This is a genomic window from Eubacterium album (assembly GCF_025336545.1).
GTDB lineage: Bacteria > Bacillota > Clostridia > Lachnospirales > Lachnospiraceae > Eubacterium_U > Eubacterium_U album.
This window is the reverse complement of record NZ_JAODBU010000011.1, coordinates 144,207-161,115: the sequence shown is the minus strand read 5'-3', so window position 1 is coordinate 161,115 and position 16,909 is coordinate 144,207. Positions and strand designations below refer to the sequence as shown.

The window sequence follows — 16,909 nt, the reverse complement described above, 5'->3', positions numbered from 1 at the left end:
GGAAGAAACAAATATGCAAATGGGTAGATGAAAATGGTGTGAAAGGTTAAATTCCACTTATGTAAAAGTAAATTCCACTGTAAGGTAGGAGAGTGGAATTTAAAATTTTATTTTAGGTGTATAAGTTTAAGGATTATAATGATAGATTTGGGCATAAATATGTGCTATAATAAAACGGACTATAGAGTAGAATGTTTGAAATGTTAAGGAGGTGCAACGATGAAAAGTGTATATATAAAAAATATGCTTGGATCATTGGGATATAGTAATGAACATTTTTCTGAGAATTATTCTGTACAAATTAATGGTACCTCCGCTATCAAGTTTGATTATGTTGCGTTTAGTGATAGATATTTGAAGGATGTTTCAACTTCCTGTATAGCTATACAGGAGGTAACTGATGACAGCGAGGAAACAAAATATTTAGAGGGGGCTAAATATTTAGCAACACCAATTGTTATTATATCTAAGAACATACATGTGCGTGTTTGGAACATAGCACCACAGAAAACGACATTGCTTAGCGACAATGAAGAAAATATTATTCATTTATATTTTGAAAAAAATAGATTTGAATTTATGTCTGATAATTTGATTGATGCTAAAATGGGATATAGGCAAATGAATATTTTTGAGGCATCAGGATTAATTGACTTTTCAAGAGAGGCAACTTGTAAAATATTAAGTGAGGAATTTGAAAAGGGGTTGCTTGCAGCAAAAAAATATTTAAAAAGTAAAAAAAATATTAATGGTCAAGATTTAAATAATATCACAAGCATTACAATGCATGTGATTTCTGCTTTAATTATCAATAGTAAAATAAGACCAGATGAAAAAGTACCAGATATATTTGATTTACTTACTAGTTTGTCACAAACATATATAGAATATTTTAGTGATAAGTTAATGTTTAAGTATGGAAAAGATTTACTTAGTGAAATATACAAAAATTTAAATTGCAGTATAAACTATCAAAGTGTTGATCATGAATTATTGGGATATTTTTATGAATCTACTTTGTTACAACTTAGTGAAAAGAAAGCTGAAAATATTAGGAGAGAATTTGGAATATATTATACACCAAGGATATTAAGCCAGGAGATAGTTTCATGTATTCCTTTTGAAAGTATTCCTATTAACGAAAGGTATGTATTGGATGGAACTTGTGGGTCTGGAAGTTTGCTTTTAAGTACATGCAAAAGACTTGAGGATTTGGCAAGTTACGAAAAGACTGAGTTTGATAGACATGATTATTTGACAAGGATGATAGAAGGATATGACATAGATAAATTTGCGTCAGAAGTTGCTAGATTATCTTTGCTTTTATACAGCTTACCTTATGGAAATAAATGGAATATTCATGCAGGAGATTTGCTTCGTATAAGCAAATCTAAAATAAAGGAACCATTTGTTATATTAGGAAATCCACCATATGAAGAAGTTCGTGGAAATAGTCAGAAAACACAGAAGGCTACAGCTTTTTTAGATAAATATTTAGAGTGGTTGCATGATGAAGGATTTATAGGAATAATTTTGCCGGAAAGTTTTCTGCAAAATGATAGTTCAATATTGCAAAGAAAAAAGTTACTAAACGAATTTGATATTATGGAGCTTTGGATGCTTCCAGGACAGATTTTTGAAAATAATTGTTCGACTGTAGTTTTGTTGCTCAAAAAAAGAAAACACAATGTGAATGTTTAACAAAAATAAAGGTATTGGTAAGAAATAAAGAATCTATTAGAGGTTATTTTAAACATCGCAGATGGGATTTTGAATTTTTTATTAACATTCAAAATTCTTGGAAGAATGAACCTAGATATAGAATTAGTGTTTCACCTATAGAAGATATACTTCAAAAAATTGTAAAAGGGAAGAGAACTATTGGAGATATTACACAAAATGTTATGGGAATTATGATGCCATCAAACTATAATTTTTCACAAATGAAATTTGATGGATGGATTCCTTATATTGCTAATGCAAATAATTTTAGAAAATATGTAATATCACCTGAAATGCGTGATAATGTAGGCTTTTTTGATTATCATATGTCTAAGGAAGAAGAAAAAGAAATAAAAAAAGATTACAAAGGATTGAGGTTGCGTAGAGATTACGAGAGTATATATGCGGCTTCTAATAAAATATTGGTAAAAATGTCTTCTACTCCAGGAGAAATAAATTGTATTAATGCTCTAGTAGATGAAGACGGATATTATCCTAGTCATTCATTTTTTGTGGTAATTTCTGAGGACAAGAAAGTATCGAATTATGTCCTCTGCGCATTGATAAATAGCAAAATAATTAATGCATATGTACGTAGGGAGTGTGTAAAAAGAACCCTTACAACTAGTGTAGTGCGAAGCATACCTGTGCCAGAATTTAGTGATGTGCAGATTAGCAAGATTGAGCAATGTTATTTGAGTATAAAAGAGGCTTATGCATTGGATGATAAGGAAAAAGTAGAGGAAGTTCAGGAAAAAATTGATGACATAATTTTTGAAGCTTTTGAGTTAGGAAAGGATGAGAGAGAAAAAATAACTAAATTTTTTGAAGTTTATACAAGAGATGGAGATAATTCGCCTTCAGCGAATGTAGAACTTGAGGAGTATCATAATATTTCAGGGCAGGTAGAAAAAATTGATACTGAAAGGATGTATTGTACTGTTTATCTAGCAGAATTTGGAGAACAGGAGATAAAAATTGAAAAATCAATGCCAGGATGGTTTTTGCGACAAGGAGCAGAATTTTCAGCGAAATATCATGCAGGAAAGCTTTTTGAGATTAAACCATTAGTGTATTCGTACCTTGATGATGATGAAATTATTGCGTTATTGAGCAGCAAAATTTCTGAGTGATAGGAGGAGAACAATAATGGAAAGTGAGAATCAAAGAGTTAAATTTCTAGATGTTGGACATGGCGATAGTTCTGTAATATATTTAAATAGTGGTCATTCAGAGAATGAAAATGTTGTTATTGTAGATATTGTAGATTCTGATAAGTTATTAACGGAATTAACAAGTCACAAGATTAAGGTTGTTGATTTGATAATTATTTCTCATTCAGATGCAGATCAATGCAGAGGTGTAAATGATTTTTTGGAAAAATATATGGCGGTAGGTATTGTTAAAAATATATGTTTTAATCTAGATAAGAGACAACCAACTAAAACCATGAAACTAATATTAAAAAAATTTATAGAAATTTATCAGAAGCAGCGAATAACATTGCTGATGGGACAGAATGATACTTCAGTTCAAAAAAGGGAATTGATTTCAAACGATAAATCGAAATTATTTTTGATATATCCTAATGTGGCTGAATCTACAGAAGCATATTTAAAAAATGATACAAATAATACTTCAATTGTATGCTTGTTAGAAAATGATGTTTGTAATGTCCTTTTTTCTGGGGATTTAGAAGGAAGCGGATGGGAAAAGTTATTAGAACGAATGCCTGAATTGAAATGTGAAGTTTTAAAAATGCCACATCATGGAGCTTTTTATGATGAAAAAAGTGGAATCGGGTTGAAACAAATACTAGAAATTTTGCAACCTAGAGATGTTATCATATCGTCCGGTGATAATAAAAAATATAAGCATCCCGACATGCAAACAATTGAGCTTTTGAAAGAAAAAAATATAAAAGTTTATTGTACAGAATTCACGAGTCTTTGTCATTGTAATGCAAATGAATTTAATAGAAAATGTTATGGCGATATAGAAATTGCAGTAACTGATACTGCATATGAAATAAGGACAGAAAAGGAAAATTTTTCTTTATTAAATCATATTGCATGTCAAGAATAATGCAAGTTTATTATTTGTTTAATTGAAATACAGTTGTTTTGCTCATTTATTCTGGTATAATTGTTATGGCAACACTTTGGCAACAGAAAATCAGTAAGCCAAAATAAAATGTGTAAATGAAGTAAAATATCGGCAGATTTCAAATAAAAATTAAACAAAATAGTTTAAGACAAATCAACAACTTGCCGAGTTTGAATAATTTTCAAAAGCTCGCAAAGCCTAGTAAATGGTGTGCTACCCGTCAAGTAGACATTTTAAATAAAGGGCTTAGAACCACATAATTGTATATAATATTACCGAGGTGATACCAATATGATACCATTTCGGCAAATATAGGAGAATAATGCTCCAATGTGATTAATTAGTCACATTGGAGTCTTTTTTTCTTTATAGGAAAGACCGTAGTTAGCGTTCTGGTAAATTGAAAACAGCCTGCCGGGAGGCGGGCATAGATTCCATCATATCGAATCATTTTAAAGTGCTTTTCAGGGATGTGTATGATTAACCGTTTTATGAAATCCATAGCAGGGAGAGTTTTTTCGACATACTTTTCGTCTTCGTGACGATTGTAATGGAAGGTAACGAACACGTCGTTATAGCTGTAGCCACCTTCGGAAATCAGGCAGTGAATGTGAGAATTCCATTTGAGATCCCTGCCAAAAGTATGAAGAACCATGATATAACCGAGAGTGAAGTTTTTGGATTTGTTCATTTTAAAGAACATGTGGAAAATAACACTGGCAACAGAATGGAAAAAACAATGAAGCAGAGTTCTGTCCTGAAGCGAAAAATCACGGAGATTTTCATCAATCGTGAAGACGCAGTGTCTGTGCTGAACGTTAACCAGTTTAAAAGACATAGATGTAGTACGTTCCATGGAATACTTGTTACCGCAAGAGGGACAGAAACGGCTGTGGTAGCGAAAAGGAACGGACTTAAGATTTCCACAGTGTGGGTAGCCGTACATAGCACCACCAAAAGAAGGATCACCACAGTTTATCATCTTTTCGATATTTTCTATCTCAGAAGCTCTGGGATGAAGAGTATATTTAATCTCTTCATAATAGTTGGTAAAGATTCTTTGTAAGATATTCATATGTCTATTATGCAGAAAAATGAAGCAAAAGAAAAGCCCACCCCTCAAGATTGAGGGGCGAAATGAATAAGTATGATTATGAAAAATATACGGAACGTGACGTGAAAGTTGCAATTAATAATACAGAAAGAACTGTTGAGGATTTTAAAGCTTTATTATCACCGGCTGCGCTTCCTTTTATTGAGGAAATAGCTCAAGCAGCACAAGTGGAAACAAGAAAACATTTTGGAAATAGTACATATATGTTTACACCAATTTACATAGCAAATTATTGCGAGAATTATTGTATTTATTGCGGATTTAATTGCCATAACAAAATAAAATGAGCCTGTCTTAACGATGAAGAAATTGACAAAGAGATGAAGGCAATTGCAGAGACAGGACTTCAGGAAATTTTAATACTTACAGGTGAGAGCAGGTCATAAAAGAATTTTTCCATATAGAGTAAACGCTCAGGAAAGAGCTTTAATGGGTGGAATGCAACCGGTAATAAGCGATTATATTTACGGTTAGTGGCATGATGAAATAAGCTACGTAATGGTAGCATACTAAATGATAACATACAAAATGATAACATACAAAATGATAGCGTACGAAATGGTAGCGCATGAAATGATAACATACAAAATAATTTCATATAAAAATATATAAAGGTAAAATTTATGAATACTACATTAAAAAATGAAACAGCGGACATATATGACAAAGTTATATGTGTCACAAACAGACATTTATGCAAAGAATCATTGCCAAAGCAATTGGAGGAATAAAACTTTCAGATGTACAAATGGATGAAATAATCAAATGCGGTGCCAAAGGCGGTTGTATAATGTCTGGTATGATGAGCCTATAATTCTAAAAAATTAGAATACAAAGTTAATCTGGTAAATGCTATAATGAATATATAATTAAGGTGTAAAAGAATAAATGATTAAAAGGAGATTTTATGAAAAAAGGGTTTAGTATAATCATGGCGTTTGTTACGGTTATGACAATGCTTTTTAGTGGCGCAACTTTTGCTGATGATACGAATGAAAATACAGAAAATAAAACAAAAGAAAGTAATTTTACAAATCTTATAGTATTTGCAAGATTTTTAGATGAAGATGAATTTATAGATAATTCTTATAATGGGGAAGCTGTTAGAAAAATTACAGATAATTCTTACAACAATGCAGATTTTAATGTTTCAGATTATTATGAAACTGCTTCAAATGGAAAGTTACATATGAATAGTGTGTATTTATTCGACAAGGGTGGTTCTATACAATTGTCACATCCAAGAGGTTACTATGCTGAATACAGCGATGAAAATCCTGAAGGCTATACGGACAATGGCGAAAAATTACAGCGTATGTACGAACTAAAAACAGACTGGTCTGAAGCTATAAACAGAGCTATATTAGCGGGCAATGTGATTACAAATTATGATGGTACAAAAAAGTACAACTTTTCTGAACTTGATAAAAACAACGATGGGGCAATTGATGCAATCACCATTATTTACAAAAATACAACTCAGAGTATTTCTGTGGGTTGGTCCTCCCCTTTATGGAATTATAAGGATTATGCAGATTACGTAAAAATAAATGCAGATGGAAAAACAATTACAAGTAAAAACTATGTACAGGTGACAAATTCTTATAATTATTTATACAAGGATAATCGGGAAAACGTGATTTTGCCTATGGCAGTGGCGACTCATGAAATGGGGCACATTTTAGGATTTAAGGATTTGTACAATAGCTCAAATAGTTCGCCGGTATATTATATGTCTGCAATGGCAAAGCATATGTCACCTGTGCCACAGTTTATATCTGTAAAAGAAAGAGAAGCAAAGGGGTGGCTTACATCTGACAATGTTAAAACAATTTATCAAAATGGACAGTATACCTTAAAGGAAGCATCGACTAGAGGAGATTCACAGATAGTCGGATACAAATTAAATTTAAAAGGAACCAATAAAACACTGTACTTAGAATATAGAAATTTTGGCACAGGTGGTAATAAATATGATTGTCAGTCAAAAGAATTGTATAAAACAGATGGAACGAAGCTAAAAGGATTGACAATTAGTTCAGGACTTGTTTGTTATTTGGTGGACAAAGACACAAAATTCCCAAACAATATGGGATGCGTTGCAGGAAAGTGGAATTATGAAACATTAGGTGGCACATATGCAACAAAATCTGACGCACCATTAAAACTGAATCAGAGCTTGGAAATAACCGATGATATGTATGTTGAAGTCACAAATATAACTGATAATCAATTAACATTTAAAATAGAAGGTGATTTTGAAGAACAACAGACTGAAACTAAAGAGATATCAGACAGGGAAAAATATGATGGAAGGGACGATGGCATAGTAACACCTGTAAAAGATCAGGGAGATACCAATTTGTGTTGGGCATATTCAAGCATTGCGGCAGCAGAATCATCCATTTTGAAAAGTGGAATTGATTCTACAGTAACAAAAGATACACTATCATTAAATCCGATGGCGGCAGCTTATAGAGTTTTTAAGAGAGAAAGCGATCCATTGGGAAATACAGATGGAGACTGGCAATCAGTAAATTATTTGACGCAGTCAGGAGACCCACTAAAAATTGCCAAGTTATATTCAATGTGGTGGGCACCGGTATCGGGTAATGTGGTTACGACAAACCCATATGAAAATCCATCATATAGATTTGAAAATGCAATTTATATACCTGAAAACAAATCAAATCCGGAAGAATACATTAGGTCAATAAAAAAAGCCATAGCAAAATATGGGGCAGTAACATTTCAGTACAATAATGCAAGAGAAACGTTATACTACAATCCAAAGAATGAACATAGCAGTACAATTTCTCCCCATGCATGCACAATCATTGGCTGGGATGACAATATCCCATCAGACAAATTTGTGCCAAATGGTGCTACCCAAAAGGGTGGCTGGCTTGTAAAAAACAGTTACAAATCATTGGAGTATTTTTGGCTGTCATATGACAATACAAGCAGTTGTTCTTATGCATTTTCATTTGCACCAAAGGACAAGTATGACTTTAATTATTACTATGATGGAAGCATGGACGATTTCCCATTAAGAAAAGATAAGTCAGTGGCAAATGTGTTTAAAGCAAAAAAATCTGATGATTTAAAAGATGAATATATAAAAGCAGTAAATGTGGCTATTGGTGGTGAAAATGTAACCGCTAAAGTGGAGATATACAAAAATGTAGATTATCCTTATGGCGGACAGGACAATGTACCAGTTTCAGGTGGTTACCTGGCAAATACTACAACGGCGTATTTTGAAAACAGTGGATATGTAACAATAGAACTGAATCAGCCGGTAAAGATTGAAAAAGACCAATGGTTCTCTGCAATAGTAAGTGTTTCAAATGAAAATGGCGACGCCAAAATAATGACTTCATATAAAAATGGCAGGGAAATGTCATATATAAACAATGGTAGTGGATGGACACAACTTAAAAACTATGTAGGAAGAATAAAGGTATACACAAAATTGGAGAACAAAGTGGAGAATCCAACTATAGAAGTGCCTACAACGGAAGCACCAACCACAACTGAAGTGACAACAACATCAGAGCCTACAACGGAAGCACCAACCACAGCGGAAGTGACAACAACATCAGAGCCTACAACGGAAGCACCAACCACAGCGGAAGTGACAACAACATCAGAGCCAACAACAGAAGCACCAACCACAGCGGAAGTGACAACAACACTAAAGCCAACAACGGAAGTGACAACTACATTAGAACCAACAACTGAGAAACAAACTGAGACAACTGTCACAGTAGAACCCACAACTGAAATATTGACTACAGAAAATACAACATCAGAAACTACTGTAGAAAATCAAACAACTGACGAAACAACATCAGAAAAAGAATCAACTACAACTTTTGGACAAGTTGTAACAAAGGAAAATGAACCAACAACTAACGGAAAAACTACAACTCGTGTTGACGGTGTAAATAAAAAGAGTTTAAAGCAAACAAAAATTCTAAAAGTAAAAAAATTTAAAAATAGAAAAGTGAGAATTACTTTTAAAAAGGTAAGTAAGGCTAAAATATATCGGATACAGTATTCAACTGACAGAAAATTTAAGAAAAACGTAAGAACAAAACGTACAGGAAAAAATACATATCTGTTAAGAAAATTACGTGTTAGAAAAAGATATTATGTAAGAGTGAGAGCAATAGTTGGAAAAGACAAAGGCAAATGGAGTAGTGTAAAATCTTTTAAAGTGAGTAAGCGGTTTTATAAGTAATTGACAGTTATTCCATATTTGTTATAATACCGTCACTTGGTAGCGCAATGGTAATGTCAATTTACACACTTACAGATGCAATTGTAATTGGACAGGGAGTTGGGGCTAACGCCCTTGCGACACTTGCATCAGGGCTTATGGGCTGTAATGCCGGTGGTGGAAGTTTTGGTGTTAGGGTGGAGTGTAGTGTTTTTGAAAAATATAAAGTATAATACAAAATAATAAATTTCTAGCTAAGGAGACCAACTATGTCAGAAATTCAGAATACACAAAATAATATGGATAAAGCTCTTGCGAGGATTACTTCTATGGAACCATATCATTGCAATCCATTTGATAATCCGCCGGAATTAAGACGAAGAGCGGAAAGATTATTAAAAGAAATTGAAAGTCTAAATGAAGATGAAGTTGCAAAGAAAGAAAAAATTATGGAAGAACTTTTCGGAACGTATAATAAGCTTGCGTTTCCGGGACTAGGATTTAAATGTGATTTTGGATTGAATATTCATTTTCACGGACTTGCAGTTATAAATTATAATGTGGTGATGCTTGATACATCACCTATAAATATCGGGCATGGAGCGTTTATAGGACCGGGGGTATGTCTTGCATGTGCGGGGCATGCCATTCATCCGTCCCAGAGAAGCAACGTTCTTACCAGTGCGCCGATTACGCTTGAAGAAGATGTATGGTTAGGAGCAAATGTAACTGTATTAGGTGGAGTGACAATAGGAAAAGGAAGTGTAATTGGAGCAGGAAGTGTTGTGACAAAGGATATACCGGCAGGAGTTATTGCTGTGGGAAATCCATGCAAAGTTAAAAGAAAAATTACAGATAAAGATATGTTTGATGATATACAAATATAATGATATTAGATAAATGCTACAGTAGTAAGAAAAGTGTCTGCAAAATTTGTGGATAGACATTATTTTTACTACTGTAGTTTTTTTGTTATCTGTGTGCCATTTGATTTTAAAATTAAAATCGATTCAATTTAGAAAAGCCCCATTTTATGGAATTATTTAATGGGCATGGTTACTAAAATATGGTAAAATTATTTTATATATATTGAGCGGGAATTTAATTAATAACATGAAATTTTAGAGATAAATTTATGCAGAATATATAAATTTATGTAACAAAGAAAAAATTACATCTCTACGATAAATTTATGTAATAAGGAAAAGTTTATACTTTTGTATTAATTTGTGTTACAGAGACGAATTTATATCTCTTGGATATATTTATGTCTAACGTTTTTTGTTATACGATGGGTGGCAAAATGTTACGGGGAAAATTAAATAAAGAATTAGGCAGGTGATAGTTTGAGAAAGATTTTTTTTAGTTTACTTATAGCACTCATGCTTTTATGTATAACACCGGAAAATAATGTTACACAGGCCAAAGAAAATGCGACTCTTACAGTGTCGTCAACTATAACAAAAAATGACAAGGCAGTTGTAGATATTGATTTAAGTGGAAACAGTGGAATTTGGGCACTTAAGTTTAAAGTTGGATATAATCATTCAGCATTAACTTTGGAGTCAGTACAAAATGGCGAAGTGTTTTTGGATGGTGATTTGACGATGCCGGACAAGCTGGATAAAGAAGAGTTTGTTTTTGTTGCAAGTTCAAATAGTCTTAAAGATATTAAAGGTAATGGAACGGTTGTGACCTTTAATTTTAAAATAGTAGATTATTCACCGGAAGGAAAATATCCTATAGAGCTTACGTTAATCCAGGCAATAGATGTAGATGGAAACATTATTAAAATGGATACGCAAGATGGCACGGTTACTGTATCTTACGATATAAAAAATGAGGATATTGTATTTGATAAGGCAAAGAACGAAGAAATCAGGATACCGTTAGAAGCTAAGGAAACAGTTAATAAAGTGAAAATAAATGAAACGGAAATTAGTGAAGATAGTTATACTGTTGATTCAGATGGAAATGTGGTAATTGGTTCGGATTATTTAAATACTTTAAAAAACGGAAAATATAAAGCAAGTGTGGAAACAGAAAAGAAAAATTATGCAGCAGATATTTTTGTAAAAGAAGATGTGGAAAAAGAAATAGAGGAAAAGAGTAAAGAGGCAAAGGAGGAAAATAAAAAAGGAGAGGAAAGTAAATCAACAAAGAAAATAAACGGGAAGGATAGTAAATCGGAAAAAGGGGTAAATAAAACAAAAAATGGTAGAACAGGACAGAAATCAAATAGTGCAATTGTCATATCAATTATAGGATTGGTAATTATTGCAGGGATTGTCTGTGTACTAGTAAAGAAAAGGAGAGTGAATGGATGAAGAAAAGAGTGTTAACCCTATTTTTAGCAATTGCAATTATTGTTTCACAAATGCCAACTCAAGAAATATTTGCAAAAACCAGTGGAAACATGTATGGCGATGTAAATGGGGACAGAGTAATTGATTTAAGAGATTTGCTAACACTAAAAAAATATATTTCTGAAGAAAAAATAAAAGATTTTGTATTTGCAAATTCAGACATAAACGCAGATGGGCAGGTTGACTTAAAGGACTTTCTTATTCTTAAAAAATATTTTGCAGAATGGGATGTTCATTTAGGAGCAAAACTTTTAACAGTATCTTTTTATGACGGAGACAGACTAATAGAAACTTTGCCGGCTGAAAAGGATTATCCTTTAGGCGAATTACCATCAAAGGAAAAGGCAACAAAGGACAATGCTGTTTTAGTAGGATATTATACTGATAAAGAATTTACAACACCTTTCTATTCAGATGATGCTGTTACAGATAATATAAATGTTTATGCTAAATATCAGGAAATGGGAGGAAAAGAAGAATTAAATATTACTTCATTTGCTCAAATGGACCAGACTCCTGATATGACATTTAGTATAAAAAAAGTGTCAGGCGATATTGAACCACAGGAAGCAGCAACATTAGTTGTTAAAGACGGTTCTGACAACGTGGAAATTAGTATTGAAGACAATGATGGAGATGGCATATATACAGTCAGCGCACCGAATGGATTTAATGAGGGATGTTCATATGAGTTAAATCTTGCAGATGGCTGGGTGTTTGACGGAAAAGAAGAAACAATACGAACAGCATCATTTTCAATAGCCATGAAGGAAGTTGAAAATCTGGAAATGAATGATGACATAGTTTATATAAAGGATACGGATGAAATAACTTATTCTGTTGATGGAAAAAATTATGACGTATTGACTTCAGAACAGATAAATGAAAACGGTGGAAGTTTTGAATATGATGAGGCTTCAAAACTTAATGAAGATGATATTATTTGTCTTTACGTTGGTACAAAACCAACTGAAAGAAATACTGATGAAACTTCTGAATTATTAGATCCGGCAGTTTACGTTAAGGTAGCAGCAATAGATGGAAATGAGGTAACATTTGCAGCACTTGATGAAAATGATCAGGCAAAAATATATAACATGCCTGATAATTTTCCATTAATAGTACAGGAATTGCCAACTGAAGAGACCGGAACAATAAGTCTTGAAGAGTTAGATGTAGATATGTACGCAAATATGATGGGAGATGAAGGTACATATGAAAATGCAGTAGATTCAATAGGAATAGGTGATTTTGTTACATTATATGTTTCAACTGATGAAATTAAATCAGGAAATGATGTATATTATGGTGAAATCACAGATTATGATAAAGATACAGAGTTAATTACATACAAAGAAGTAGAAAAGAATGATATAGAGGAAAGCATGGACCTCTATTCTGAGATTCCTATTTCCGGAAGTGACATCATTAGTGATGAAGAATGCGAACAGTTAGAAAATGTCGTACAAACACAGATGGAAGACAGTGGATTTGGCGAAGAGGCAGCAGACATTCTTTGTGATATGGTAACAAAGACAGATGGCTTCAAAGAAAATACGAGTCTTCAAAGCCTTGTTTTAACAGATGAAAACGGTCAGCAATTATCAGCAAAGCAACTCAGAAAAATGAATGTTGGAAAGAGCTTTGAACTAACAGATGATGTAAAGCTTTCTGTTGAAATAATAAATAAAGGTGAACAACTTCATTTTAACAATGGAATCCAGCTTGCAGTTGGTGTTGAAGCTGAATTTGAAGTAGAGGTAGAAGATGGTACGGTAAAGATTGACCTTTCAGCAACATTTGTTGAAGAATGTGAATTAGTGCCACGAGTAAAAGGAAGCATTGTTACAAAAGAGATTCTTTTTATTCCTATTCCGGTTGGTATTTGTGTAAACACATCAATGGATGTAAAGAATTTTACAGCATTTTCATTTAACGCAAATATATATACAGTAGCAGAAGAGGAACAGTCTCTTTGGGAAAAATTCAAATCTATTGCTGATGATCCGACAGAAGCATTAGGACTTTCTAATTTGCCAAGTGGACTTAGTGCAGGTCTAAAGTCTGTAAAAGATGTTATGGATAAGATTGAAGAAATTCAGACAAAGATAGACCAGGCAAATGATACAGCAGAACAGATAAAAGGATATAAAGAAGATTTAAATGCTCTTTGGGAAGTAATGAAAATGAACGGAACAGACAAAGAGCAATGGAATGAAATGTGCAAAACATTTGAAAAGTCAAATGTTGCAAGTGATATTTTAGATGTTATGGATTTAAGCACTGAAACAGAACTTGGCACAGAATTTCTCGATGGAATGCAGGCACTCATGGATAAATATTCAGAGACACTGCAAAAGGAAACAGACTGGGTAACACTTGTAAACAAAGAAATCTGTTCAACAGAAGTATGTTATTTCGGCGTTGTAATTGGTACACAGGTAAACTTCCTTGTTAGAGCAGATATGAACATAGCAATCGGTTCAAATTTGGAATACGAAGTAGGCAAGCGATACAATTTCTGGTTTAAAGTTGGATTGTTTAAACCGTCAGCAGGTTCTTCTACAATGGATTTGTTAGATGAAAGATTCGATTTCCAGTTTTATGTAATGGGTAAAATTGGTTTAAAAGCAGGAATAAGAGCTAAGCTTTATGCGGGTATCGGTAGTGGCAAATTTGCATCTGTAGGTATTGCGGCAGAACTTGGACCATATGTCAAATTATACGGATTCTTTATATATGAATATTCAAAGTATCGCCCGGCAAATACGCAAAATACTGTAAGTAAAGAGCGAATGGCAGGAGCTTTGTATCTGGAATTTGGCTTATATTTTATGATGAGTTTTGAGGCAAATGCCATAGGAAATCTTTTTGAATACAGCAATGATTTCGTAAATGAAGAAATACCATTGCTGACGGCAGGAAGAAATGTATTTTATTACAATACAGCTTACGAGCCACAGGAGGATGAGGTAATACTAGTAAAGGATGAGGATGGTGACAGCACTAACGGAATTACCATGGATGTTCCGGCTAATGTATTAGCATTGTCATATGTAGAATTAAATACAGGTATTCAGGGAGTAGAGTCACTACATCCTTCAAATTATAATATTAGATTTACAAACAGAAACTTTAGTGTTGATTATAAAACAGGAAAAATTAACGTCAATGTTCCTAAAAACACACGTTATATGACTGCAGAAATGACTATTACTTACCTATATAGTAAGGTTGCATTCAGTCAGTATGACATGACGGTAACAGTTCCTGTAGTATGGACAAACCTTACAACTGAAGAATTAAGCGAATACTATACTGCATCAGTTCGTGTTGGTAATGATACTGACGGTTATAAGACTGTATGGAACAAAAAACTTTTAAAGAACGAAGAATTTGATTTGCCAACAGAAGACGAATTAAAGAATTTACTTAACTGGAATGACTACAAGTATACTTTGACAAAAGGATATGATGGTCAGAATACGGAAAAATTAACACTTGTTGATAACTCAACTTATGACTTCTATGTAGATTACAAAACATATGCAATTACTGTAACTGATATACAGAATGCAAATGGTACAACAAGAAGTAAGACATTTTATGCAAAATATGGTGAAAGATTTGATTTCTCAGAATTAGAATCAACAGGTTCTAACCGACAGGGTGCATATAATAAATTCGCAGGAATTACAACAACGGCAACTATAAATGTAAATGGTTATCCACAGACTATTGATTTGACACAGCCGATTAACAGCAAGGTTGCAGAAGCCTTAATGCAGGGTGTTACAGCAAAAGCAAATTATGTGGATGACAGCGTAACAGCAACATTTGTATTTAACGGAATTGATGTAGAAAATACTGTAGTTAAACTAAAAAGAGGTACAGTTCCAAATTATGATTATTTTGAAGTAGCTCAGGAAAATAACACGGATATTATTGGAATCAGTCCTGAAGTAGATAAGATATCAACACCAACAACATATTATGTTGAATGTAAAAATGTAATTAAGAAACTGGTAACAATGACATTTGATACAAATGGAGGAAATACAGTTGATCCGATAACAAGAAAGGAAACAACAATTCTTCCTACAATTCCAATCCCTGTTAAAAGAGGATACGAATTTGATGGATGGTGTACAGATGCCGCATGTGAAAATATGTTTACATCAAAGACTGTTCCAACAGAAGACATAACACTTTACGCAAAATGGAAACCGGCTGTATATACACTTACATTTAATGTTAATGGTGGAAATGAATTAGATAAAAATACAAAGAGAGTAACATACGATGGAAAATATGGTGAAATACCACAACTTGTAAGAGACGGTTACGCATTCCTTGGATGGTACAATAAGGTAGAAGGAGGCGAACAGATTACAGCTGATGACCAGGTATTGATTACATCAAATACAACACTGTATGCACATTGGAGAAAATTAAAACCTATTCCGGCTGAAACATTTGTATTTAATCCACAGACATACTACTATGATTCAGCTATAGAACGTGCTACAGAGTATACATTTAATCCACCGGAAGATGAAAATTTAAGCGAAGAAGAAACATATACCGAAGACAGTTTTACATTTAAATTTAAGTCACAGAGCAAGGACGAATACGAAAATGGATTCCCTTCAGATATAGGTGTTTATGATGTTGTAATAACACGTCCGGCAGATCAGTATTATCTGAAATTTGAAACATTATACGAAGGAGTTTTGGTAATTAAGCCGTATGACTTAAATTGCTCATATTATAAGGTTTATGTTGATTGCAGAGATTCAGTTGGTGGATCGCAGAAACTTAATAGTACTGTATCCTGGTCAAATGGAGCAAAAACTTCATTCTCAATTGAGATGGATACAAGCACTAATTATGGATATACAACAAATTATGCTTGTTATCCGACACAGATATATATGGAATCAAGTGGAAGAATGGTTGGTCAGCATGTATGGATGACAACAAGGGTACATGATATCACAGATAACATAAAATCGATAAAGAACAGACATAAGGAATATTGGGCAAACAAACTTAATTATACATGGGGACTTGGAAGTTATCCAAGCGTTAACTATTCAGCTGGAAATTATGAGGTCAGCAAGGATGGAAAGATAAAGGTTAGATTTACTACATATGGAAATAACGGAGCAGTATCGAATCTAACATATTCAACGTCATGGGATGGTAACAATAATGATTCCTGTGTAACAGTAGACGGAAATTACTTTATCATTGATGGAAGTAAATTAACAGAAGAAAAACATACTATTAATGTATATGCTAAATATGGTGGTTCCGGCTACTATCAGGTAGGCAGATTTACAGTTAGTCCTATTGATGGAGATGAATAGAAAC

At 33.2% G+C, this 16,909-nt stretch carries 8 protein-coding genes and 2 pseudogenes; 9 read left to right on the top strand and 1 reads right to left on the bottom strand.

Annotated elements, in window-relative coordinates; translation table 11 throughout:
• Positions 1-219 precede the first annotated feature (219 nt).
• From N5B56_RS11350 to N5B56_RS11340, 3 genes are read left to right on the top strand one after another with little or no spacing between them, the layout of a single operon-like run.
• Positions 220-1,701 carry an HsdM family class I SAM-dependent methyltransferase gene (locus N5B56_RS11350; protein WP_260978989.1) on the top strand — a complete coding sequence of 494 codons (1,482 nt, stop codon included), beginning with the start codon at positions 220-222 and terminating at the stop codon, positions 1,699-1,701.
• Between the two features lie 14 nt (positions 1,702-1,715).
• The gene (locus N5B56_RS11345) at positions 1,716-2,855 is read left to right on the top strand and encodes a TaqI-like C-terminal specificity domain-containing protein (RefSeq protein WP_260978988.1); all 1,140 of its coding nucleotides are present in this window, start codon (positions 1,716-1,718) and stop codon (positions 2,853-2,855) included.
• A 16-nt stretch (positions 2,856-2,871) separates the two neighbouring features.
• Entirely contained in the window at positions 2,872-3,807 is a 936-nt protein-coding gene (locus tag N5B56_RS11340) for a ComEC/Rec2 family competence protein (protein WP_260978987.1), read from the top strand.
• Between the two features lie 442 nt (positions 3,808-4,249).
• Here the strand turns inward: N5B56_RS11340 and N5B56_RS13545 are convergent.
• Positions 4,250-4,903, bottom strand: a pseudogene (locus tag N5B56_RS13545) (IS91 family transposase); the annotation flags it as partial.
• Between the two features lie 62 nt (positions 4,904-4,965).
• On the opposite strand from N5B56_RS13545, the pseudogene N5B56_RS11330 reads away from it, so the two are divergent.
• The 6 genes and pseudogenes from N5B56_RS11330 to N5B56_RS11305 all read left to right on the top strand — a co-directional run.
• Positions 4,966-5,325, top strand: a pseudogene (locus N5B56_RS11330) (2-iminoacetate synthase ThiH); the annotation flags it as partial.
• Between the two features lie 524 nt (positions 5,326-5,849).
• Positions 5,850-9,188 carry a lectin like domain-containing protein gene (locus N5B56_RS11325; RefSeq protein WP_260978985.1) on the top strand — a complete coding sequence of 1,113 codons (3,339 nt, stop codon included), beginning with the start codon at positions 5,850-5,852 and terminating at the stop codon, positions 9,186-9,188.
• A gap of 53 nt (positions 9,189-9,241) precedes the next feature.
• Positions 9,242-9,400, top strand: a complete 159-nt coding sequence (locus N5B56_RS11320; protein ID WP_158562608.1) for a hypothetical protein — start codon at positions 9,242-9,244, stop codon at positions 9,398-9,400.
• A 36-nt stretch (positions 9,401-9,436) separates the two neighbouring features.
• Positions 9,437-10,054 (top strand): sugar O-acetyltransferase, encoded by a 618-nt coding sequence (locus N5B56_RS11315; protein ID WP_260978984.1) that lies wholly within the window; start codon positions 9,437-9,439, stop codon positions 10,052-10,054.
• 459 nt (positions 10,055-10,513) lie between these two features.
• Positions 10,514-11,494 carry a cohesin domain-containing protein gene (locus tag N5B56_RS11310; protein ID WP_260978983.1) on the top strand — a complete coding sequence of 327 codons (981 nt, stop codon included), beginning with the start codon at positions 10,514-10,516 and terminating at the stop codon, positions 11,492-11,494.
• Positions 11,491-16,905 (top strand): InlB B-repeat-containing protein, encoded by a 5,415-nt coding sequence (locus N5B56_RS11305; protein ID WP_260978982.1) that lies wholly within the window; start codon positions 11,491-11,493, stop codon positions 16,903-16,905. Before N5B56_RS11310 ends, N5B56_RS11305 begins: the two co-directional genes overlap by 4 nt.
• Positions 16,906-16,909: the final 4 nt, after the last annotated feature.